Origin of the sequence: Photobacterium minamisatsumaniensis (assembly GCF_050336695.1) — a bacterium.
Taxonomy (GTDB): domain Bacteria; phylum Pseudomonadota; class Gammaproteobacteria; order Enterobacterales; family Vibrionaceae; genus Photobacterium; species Photobacterium minamisatsumaniensis.
This window is the reverse complement of sequence record NZ_JAKJSI010000005.1, coordinates 1-9,234: the sequence shown is the minus strand read 5'-3', so window position 1 is coordinate 9,234 and position 9,234 is coordinate 1. Positions and strand designations below refer to the sequence as shown.

Sequence of the window (9,234 nt, the reverse complement as noted above, 5' to 3'; positions counted from 1 at the left end):
ATGTTGTTTAAATGAAATTTGTCAATTTGTAAATTTATCAGCATTACCTTCTCATGCAGTGATGGCTGTTAAAAATGCGATGAGGCTATTCTTAAACAATGTAGCTACTAGTTCATCGTTGTATATCATACTGGTTGATGACTTTCTTGATCCTAATATTAATGATTTAAAGATAAAGACTGATTTTATTGTTGTTAAAACCAGCGGGCAAAGTCTATGGGTTAGCTCCAAGTTTTCCAACGATGAAATAGGCTTGTTTAATCAATTCCAAAAATTGATTTTAGATAATCAACCTGTCAGAAAGTGGTTGATGAAAAAGTGGCCAGAGCGTACTCATAGCTATGCTTTTAAAGCCGACTCTATGTTGAATGATGAACAGTGCCAAGAGCTTGTAAATATGCTGGTTTCTCAGTATAGAAACCAGCAACATCAATTAGCTATTTATGATGTTGATACAAGGGATGCTCAGTTACATTGCTTTCCACCAAAGATCGATGAGTCTAAAACATTATTAGCACGTTTTAATGTCCCATTAAGGCTTGAAAGTTGCCTAAGTCACTTCAGAAAAGACGGAGGTTCTAGAAGTATTCATGCTGATTTTACCGTCAGTAAACTAATGCCTTTCGTTAGTCCTGTGACTGGGGTTATTAATCATTTAGATCTATTTAACGTGACAAAAAATACCGCGATAAAAATTTATCGTACAGGTTTTTTTAAATCACCAATAAGTACTGAATTGGCGGAGTTTGATCAAAATAGCTTTGTGCAAATTTGTTTGGGTAAAGGCGTTAGCCGTGAACAATCACAAGCGAGTGCTTTATGTGAGGCTATCGAGCGGTCAAATGCACAGTTTAAGGGGGACGAGCCGCTATATAAAGCTCGACCAGTTGAGTTAACGAAACGCCATGTGAGCTTTCAGGATCTTACTCCTTATAGTATTAAACAATATCGACGGTTTGCAGATAGTAATGATAGTGAAGCAGAGCGAGTACAAGCCTCAATACCGTATAAAAACGAACCTATACACTGGCTAGCGACTTGGTCATTGACTAATGATGAACACGTTTACGTACCACTGACATGCTGTTTTTCAAATATTGAAATACCACAAAAACAGACAACGACTCAGCGTTTTGATGATGAAAAATTTGGTCGCTGGCACTCAAATGGTGCTGCTGCTGGTAACACTCTGGAAGAAGCAATTTTGCAAGGGTTGTATGAGTTAATCGAACGTGATGCCACTGCGATTTGGTGGTATAACCAAATAGAGCGTCCCGCTTTTGACTTATCACGAATTGACCGCGACTTTTATGTACCTCTTGAGCAAACATTAAGTAAAACGTATCACTTTTGGGTTTTAGATGTTACTCACGATTTAGGTGTGCCAGCAATGGTGGCTGTCGGGCGGCATAAGGAGAATGGTGGTTACATATTTGGGTTTGGCTGTCATCTACAACCTGAATTAGCGGCTCAGCGTGCACTGACTGAATTATGCCAATTAATACCCATTCGAAACCAGCAAGGGGCACCATTCATATTCGATGAGATAGAGGATGGCGCTTATTTACACCCGAATGATGCGCTTGAAGCAGAAGTACCATTTACGACTAGTTCAGACGATATGAAAGAGGACATCTTAGCGATTGTTGAGAAACTGAGTAATGTACAACTTGAAACTTTAGTACTTGATTACAGTCGTGCTCCTATACCTCTTCATACAGTAAAAGTTTTTGTTCCTGGGTTTTGTCATATTTGGCCTCAGCTAGCGAATGAGCGTTTGTATCAAGTGCCACTAAAATTAAAATGGTTAAATGAAGCGAAAAATGAAAATAGTATTAATCCGTTAGGGTTATATATTTAAATTAACGATAAAGTTGAGGTTAGCGAATGATGTGTAATATTGTCGTAATAGACGTTGAACAAGAGTCAAACTAGGATGTAATTATAAGGTTATTAACAGGCCTGAGATTAAGTTACTCAATAGCTTACAGCAAGGATGAACTATGGCATACCTGACTTCGTTAAATTCAAGTTATCCACTATTTTTAAAAACGTTTCATCAATTTGGCCGCTTAGCGACGGCGGTAGATACGTTGGTTGATAACCCTGAGATTTCTAGAATACATGCAGTTATTGAGTGGATTGATGATAAGTGGTACCTAAGAGACCTCAGTAAAAATGGTGTGTGGGTTAACAATAAAGCAATTCAACCGAATAAACTCTATCAACTTGCTGTTAACGATAGTATCTGTTTTGCCAATAAAAAGAATATTACATTTATCGTTACTAACCTTGATGAGCCTAAAGATGTATTAGTTCCCTTTGTTTCTGACAAAGAACAAAATTCTCTCGAATCGCCTCCTATATTGCTTGAGCACTATCACTTCTTACCATCTGAAGACTCTCCAGAAGTTATCATATTTTATGATGTGGTTGAAAAATGTTGGTACTGTGAAACGATTAATGATTCAACGCCCACTAAATTATATGATGGCGAGCTACTTGAATTTTCCGACTCGATGTGGAAATTAATTAAAGGGGCAGATGCCGCAGATAAAGAAACACTTGTTACAAATGATAATGTAGACAATGACCTATGCTATATCTTCAACATTAGCCAAGATGAAGAGCTTACCGAACTTACGTTAAAAAACAGTCGCGCTGATATAGATTGTGAAACCCGTAGCCATCATTACTTAACCGCCTTATTAGCTCGATATAAAGGTCAGGACAAACAAGACCAACTTCCAGAACATTTGCAAGGTTGGCGTACGATAGAGCAATTAACCAAAGATATTGGTTTGTCAGAAAATCATGTCAATATTCAAATCCATCGAGCAAGAAAGCAACTTGCCGATAAATTGCAATCCGAAGGAATCTTCGGACCATTACTCATAGAACGCAAAAGAGGCCGTGTTCGATTTGCTGCAAGCGACTTTAAAGTGTTTAAAGGACAAGAGTTAGAAGTTGATTCGATGCTGGTATGATGAATTTTCTTCAATTAACTGCACAGGAAGTGCAGCTATTGTCTAATTCGCAGTGGTGTAGTACCGCAAAAATCGACGATAGACAATGGTTAATGCATGTTAACAAAGTATGTTTTGAAGGTGAGTGGAGCGTTATTCCTTTGAGGGGGTTACGGAAGTATAAGATGCACTCACCTATATTACAGGCGTTTAGTTTAGAAGCCTCCTCAGATCCTGAGCAGTTCGAAAACTATTTAGCATTAGAACATTTTGCTGATATTAATAGGTTCTTTCACCGTTTTCCTTGTTCTATTTTGTCTGCAAGGTTGATGAAGCTTACTCCTGGGGCCGTCATAAAGCCACATCGTGATAAAGGGCTATCGCCGAAAAATGGTCAGGTGCGCCTTCATTATTGCTTACAAGGTGATCCGAAGGTTGAATTCGTTGTTGGTGGCGAAAGTTTGGTTATTAGGGAAGGGGAGTTGTGGTTCATTAATGCAGATATTGAACATTCGGTTTACCACCGTGGCTCACAGCCGAGAATTCATTTGGTTTTCGATTGTGTAGTCAACCATTGGCTTAAGAAGCAACTTGGAATGGAATTTTGAGAGGTTCATATGTATGACCATCAACATTAATCAGGTCTTAAATGACAGAAGTTAGAAGTTGATTCGGTAATGGTATGATGATTTGTTAGATTATTACAATATATGCAGTATTGTTTAATAACAACCGCATTGGTTTTTCCATTGCGGTTATTTTTATTGATTCTTTGGGTATAAAAGGATGTTCAATGAATAAGCCGAAGAAACAAAAGGAGGCTCTGGAGCCTTGTGATATAAAGATGAACCCCATACTTTCGACAGGTTTATTAAACGATGAATTGCGTCAACAGTTGGCTGGGGGGAATGTCATTAACCCATCGACTGAAACTCCTCGAGTCGAGAGCAATGATAATTGTTTATCTGAAAATTTAAACCAGCTTGTTGATGACATGTTAAGTAATAAATCGTTAGATAAAAAGGGGTTAGATTTACAGTTAAAGGTAATATTCAAACAGTTGAAAATGATATATACGCACGCTGATATATCGCCTATGTATCGCTCACGTCAGTTCATTTCTCGTCATGGTCTAATTATTTCACCTGATAATTGTATAACATCAGTGAAAGATACGCTTCGAGTACGAGCATATCTTAGATCAGTACATCAAGCCGTTTCTCAATTAAAGTTAGATAATAACTCTCCGGTTCATATTGTTTATCCGGCCTGTGGGCCTTTTGCACCGTTGCTATTACCCCTATTAAGTTATTATAAAACTAATGGGCTATATAATGGGAATGATATACAGGTAACGTTTATCGACCTTCAACCTGGTGCCGTTTTGAGCTTAAAGGCTGTGACCAATGAGCTTGGTTTACATGAATTTATTCGTAATTTCTATTGTCAAGATGCCTGTAAATATGAGTCCAGTACCTCAATTAATATAGTTGTATTAGAATCATTGCAGCATGGCCTGAGTAGGGAAGGGCATGTGGCTATAGCACGTCACTTTGCTAGGATTATGGATCCAAATGGTATCTTTCTTCCACAAGATATTATGTTATATGCTGTTTTAACTGTAGGGCAGAAAGAGTTTATCGAAAAGTGGAAAGAGGAAAATGGTCGTGCGTGTGATGTTAGTCAGGAAATTATTGGTTGTAATCAAAGAGTAGAACTCGGTGAAATCTTACGCTTAAACACGAAGACACTCATTGATCTTAAAGATTATGTTGTAGATAGTTCAACTAGCCTTATTGAGTGTGAAGAAATAGTTATTCCATCTGAAAGCGTAATACCAGAACAGCCTTTGATTATTATTTGCACTCAAATAAAGGTCTACAACGAAGAGGTATTAAACGAATATGAATCCGGCATCACACATCCATTACCAGATATGCAAGTTTGTATAAATTATACGCCTCAAGATGCTAAGCCAGGAGACTTAATGGTAAAAAGTGGTGATAAATTGAAATTTTATTATCGACTGAATGGATTACCAGGTTTCATGGCAACGATAGCGAAGTAAGCTAATTTTGAAAAGGAAGCAATAATGTCTGAACTAAATCAAAAGGTTGTCATTTTTGCCGCAAGTAGTGCTGTAATTCCAGTGATTAATTCACTTTTAGCGAAAGATACATTGGTTGGTGTTGTATTAAATGGTCGAGTTGATACTGATTCCTATCAGTTAGAACTGCAATTGCAACAAGCAAAGATCCCCTATATTCGATACCAGCCCGGTGCCCCTGAGCAAGTTGTTTTCCAAGTAGAAATATGGGGGGCTAATATTGGGTTGGTTTATACTTTTTCACACCGGTTACCTTCGATTATTCTCGATAGCTTTACTATAGGAACCTATAACCTACATGCTTCTTACCTTCCTAAATACCGGGGCGCGATGCCACTGTATTGGCAGATTAGAAACAATGAAACGCAGACAGCAATCAGTATCATAAAAGTTGAGCCAGAACTTGATGCTGGCGATATGATGTTTCAAGAATCATTGCCATTGCACCCCAATGATACTTTTAACAGCCTTGGTCATACCATTGCCCAGCGGTCGCCAGCCTTGGTGACAAAATTTTTAAAAACATTAAGTGCCGGGACACTTGAAGGGGTACCTCAACAAGGTGAAATTAGTGTTGCTCCTATACCAAGTCAGCAAGATTTAATGGTTAATTGGCAAACGATGACAGCCGCCGATATTACGGCAATGGCCAGAGCTGGAAATCCGTTATTCAATGGTGCACTTGTTGTTTGGAAACAATCATATATTGGATTGTTACAAGCAACTTTAGTCGACCATGCTGATTATGGCGTTCCTTTTGGGACTGTTTTGCACATTGGCGAACCCGAGGGGTTAGTCATATCAGCTAGGGGCGGGGCATTGCGCTTTGATATACTCTCGGTCAATGAGGGTGTTTTTTCGGGTGGGGCATTCGCTGAACGTTTCCAGTTAACAGCAGGAGAGCAATTTAGCTCTCCATAATGCAGGTGTTATATTAACTATATCGTTTAGCACACGGCTGATTCATGTGGAAGGTTGCTGATGTATAATATTACTTTCGCTTTAGTTCCTAGAAGGGAAAGTCCCCTGTATTGCAATAATATAGTTTATTCCTAATGTCGGCTGGATGGTGCTAAATTTCTCCCCATTACCAGTTACTCCGACAGTAACCGTGCCACCAGTACTACCTGTTCCAGTAATAGTTGTTGTGGTATTAACCTCAACATCTATTGCCTGTTCAGCAAGAAATGATGTTCCCTTACTATCGTTATAGATATTGTCGCCGTCATTTCGACCATCTTTGGTCGTCGCTAAATAATTGCCTGTAGGTTGATTGGTTGCGCCGTCTGAATCAGAGACAAACATTTTTGCAGTTGCTTCTGATTGGGAAGTCGCTGTAAGCGAGGGACTTCCTCCTGACGGTGAAAATTGCGCAGTATGTGAGTGGTTAGGCATATGTTTAATGGATAATTGGGTCAAGTCATTACCAAACATACGACCCTCTATTGTTTCGACGGTTATACCAGGAGCTTTCCCTGGACCTGATGGAACGCGACTTCGTAAATCAGGGAGAGCGAAATTAGTACGTCCATCACCTCCCCATGTAGTCCCTAAGATTGCAAAAAGAGCCTGATTTTCACTGATTGATATTAGTTGTCCACCGCAAAAAGCCCAATCTTTTGGAGCGAAATTACCACCAAATAATATTGTGCCGCCCATTATAAATTCCATGAAAATCCCTCTATCTCTTAGTTAGTTAATTACAAGTATTGCTGAGTTTTCGGCATAAATGCCTCGGTGTAAGGAAGCGGTAATATTTCAAACTGTGCTATACGTTTATTCTATATGCAATTGGGTGCTTTTGCTGTGCGCGATGATATTTCTTGAAACGAGGTAGGGATTACAATGGATTGTCGACAGTACTTTGGACAAGTAGGATCTGCTTTATCGAACCTGCTGTTTCTTCTCATTTTGATTCTATCGGGCACTGTTGCGACAGCAAATGCTATGACTTTAGGCACTAGCGATGGTACTTATGACTTTGGGAACTTAGGAGGTACTGATTCAGGGGGAGTAGGTTTTAAAACGCAGGGCGATAAGTTCATTGTCAGTAATGGTTTTGACGGTGTCGATAATATCCTTTACTGGCTAGATACTAATCAGGCAACAAACACGGTCACTTTTCAAGCTGAAGGTGGCAATACAATGAAGTCGTTTACGCTTGTTGACATCGCTGTGGGTGATTTTGGTGGTGGTCAAGATATTCCTCGTTTCGATATAACCCTTTATAACTATAGTGGTGAGATAATTGCTACCCATGTTCTATTTAGCGACTACGAAAATATCCCATCTCCTGTTATCTCATACCCTGGCGTTTTAATTAGTGAATTTGCATTTAGTCCGGCTTGGCCAAGTTCGGGATATGATCTTGTTACAAAAATTGAAGTAACCTATGAAGCTCAAGATAGTGCACAAGTTCAGAATTTCGAATTTCAAAGGATAACGTTGGCAAATATTTCTGCTGATATCGTTCCAACAAATACTCCACCCGTAATTAGTGGTACTCCTGCCACTACAGTCAATCAAGATGCGGTATACAGATTCACCCCAATAGGCAGTGATGCCGACAGTGATGATCTGACGTACAGCATTGAAAACCAGCCGAGCTGGACGAATTTCAATCCCGCGACTGGGTTGTTATCAGGCCTGCCGACCAATGGTGATGTCGGTACCAGTTCAAACATTGTCATCAGCATCTCGGATGGAATAGAGACCGCCAGCCTTGCTGCATTCAACCTCGAAGTGGTGAATGTGAATGATGCCCCAACTATTTCAGGGGCTCCAGCTACAACCGTTAACCAAGATGCGAGTTACAGCTTCACCCCAACGGTTAGTGATGCGGACAGTGATGACTTGACGTTTAGCATTGACAACCAACCGGCGTGGGCAAGTTTCAGCAGTGCGAGTGGCGTGTTGTCGGGCCCGCCGACTAATGGTGATGTCGGTACCAGCTCGAATATTGTGATCAGGGTCTGTGATGGCATCGAGACGGTGAGCTTTGCTGCATTCAATCTTGAAGTGGTGAATGTCAATGATGCGCCGGTGATATTGGGTTCTCCAGCTACCTCCGTTAACCAAGATGCGGGTTATAGTTTCAGCCCGAGTGTTAATGATGTGGACAGTGATGATTTGGCTTTTAGCATTGACAACCAGCCGTCGTGGTCAAGTTTCCGTAGTGGGAGTGGCGTGTTGTCGGGCCTGCCAACTAATGATGATGTTGGCATTACGTCGAATATCGTGATCAAGGTGAGTGACGGTACCGAGACGGTGAGTTTGGCAGCGTTCAATTTGGCAGTGGTGAATGTGAATGATGCGCCGGTGATATCGGGTTCTCCAGCTACCTCAGTTAACCAAGACGCGGTGTATAGTTTTAGCCCGAGTGCCAATGATGCTGACAGTGATGATTTAGCTTTTAGCATTGAAAACCAGCCTTGGTGGACGAATTTTAATCCTGCGACTGGGGTGTTATCGGGCCTGCCGACTAATGGTGATGTCGGTACCAGTTCAAACATTGTCATTAGCGTCTCGGATGGTATTGAGACTGCCAGCCTTGCTGCCTTCAATCTCGAAGTGGTGAATGTGAATGATGCCCCAACTATTTCAGGTGCTCCTGCTACGTGCGTTAACCAAGATGCGGTGTATAGCTTTAGTCCAAGTTATAGCGACGTGGACAGTGATGATTTAACCTTCAGCATTGAAAACCAGCCTTCGTGGACGAATTTCAATCCCGGGACTGGGTTGTTATCAGGCCTGCCGACCAATGGTGATGTCGGTACCAGCTCAAACATTGTCATTAGCGTCTCGGATGGAATAGAGGCCGCCAGCCTTGCTGCATTCAGCCTCGAAGTGGTGAAYGTCAATGATGCACCAGTGATATCGGGTTCTCCAGCTACAACCGTTAACCAAGATGCGGYGTATARCTTCAGYCCAAGTTATAGCGAYGYNGACAGTGATGATTTAACCTTCAGCATTGAAAACCAGCCGAGCTGGACGAATTTCAATCCCGCGACTGGGTTGTTATCAGGCCTGCCGACCAATGGTGATGTCGGTACCAGCTCAAACATTGTCATCAGCGTCTCGGATGGTGTTGAGACCGCCAGCCTTGCTGCATTCAACCTTGAAGTGGTGAATGTCAATGATGCACCAGTGATATCGGGTTCT

General features: G+C 41.0%; 7 protein-coding genes. 6 read left to right on the top strand and 1 reads right to left on the bottom strand.

Annotation, left to right across the window (positions count from 1 at the left end; all coding sequences use genetic code 11):
• The 5 genes from L4D78_RS00270 to L4D78_RS00250 form a co-directional block, all read left to right on the top strand.
• The coding region (locus tag L4D78_RS00270) for a YcaO-like family protein (RefSeq protein WP_428465105.1) at nt 1-1,861 on the top strand (1,861 nt) is incomplete at its 5' end.
• A 142-nt stretch (nt 1,862-2,003) separates the two neighbouring features.
• A complete protein-coding gene (locus tag L4D78_RS00265; protein WP_428465104.1) occupies nt 2,004-2,987 on the top strand; it encodes an FHA domain-containing protein in 984 nt (327 codons plus the stop codon).
• Nucleotides 2,984-3,574, top strand: coding sequence for an aspartyl/asparaginyl beta-hydroxylase domain-containing protein (locus tag L4D78_RS00260; RefSeq protein ID WP_428465103.1), 591 nt, complete (start codon nt 2,984-2,986; stop codon nt 3,572-3,574). The genes L4D78_RS00265 and L4D78_RS00260 overlap by 4 nt, the downstream gene beginning before the upstream one ends.
• Nucleotides 3,575-3,759: 185 nt before the next feature.
• Nucleotides 3,760-5,034, top strand: coding sequence for an SAM-dependent methyltransferase (locus tag L4D78_RS00255; RefSeq protein WP_428465102.1), 1,275 nt, complete (start codon nt 3,760-3,762; stop codon nt 5,032-5,034).
• 24 nt (nt 5,035-5,058) lie between these two features.
• Nucleotides 5,059-5,994: a methionyl-tRNA formyltransferase gene (locus L4D78_RS00250; RefSeq protein WP_428465101.1), complete on the top strand. Its 936-nt coding sequence runs from the start codon at nt 5,059-5,061 to the stop codon at nt 5,992-5,994.
• A gap of 81 nt (nt 5,995-6,075) precedes the next feature.
• Here L4D78_RS00250 and L4D78_RS00245 read toward each other — a convergent pair whose 3' ends face one another.
• Nucleotides 6,076-6,744: a phage tail protein gene (locus L4D78_RS00245; protein ID WP_428465100.1), complete on the bottom strand. Its 669-nt coding sequence runs from the start codon at nt 6,742-6,744 to the stop codon at nt 6,076-6,078.
• Nucleotides 6,745-6,918: 174 nt separating this feature from the next.
• Here L4D78_RS00245 and L4D78_RS00240 point away from each other — a divergent pair.
• A partial coding sequence (locus tag L4D78_RS00240; RefSeq protein WP_428465099.1) for a putative Ig domain-containing protein occupies nt 6,919-9,234 on the top strand: 2,316 nt, incomplete at its 3' end.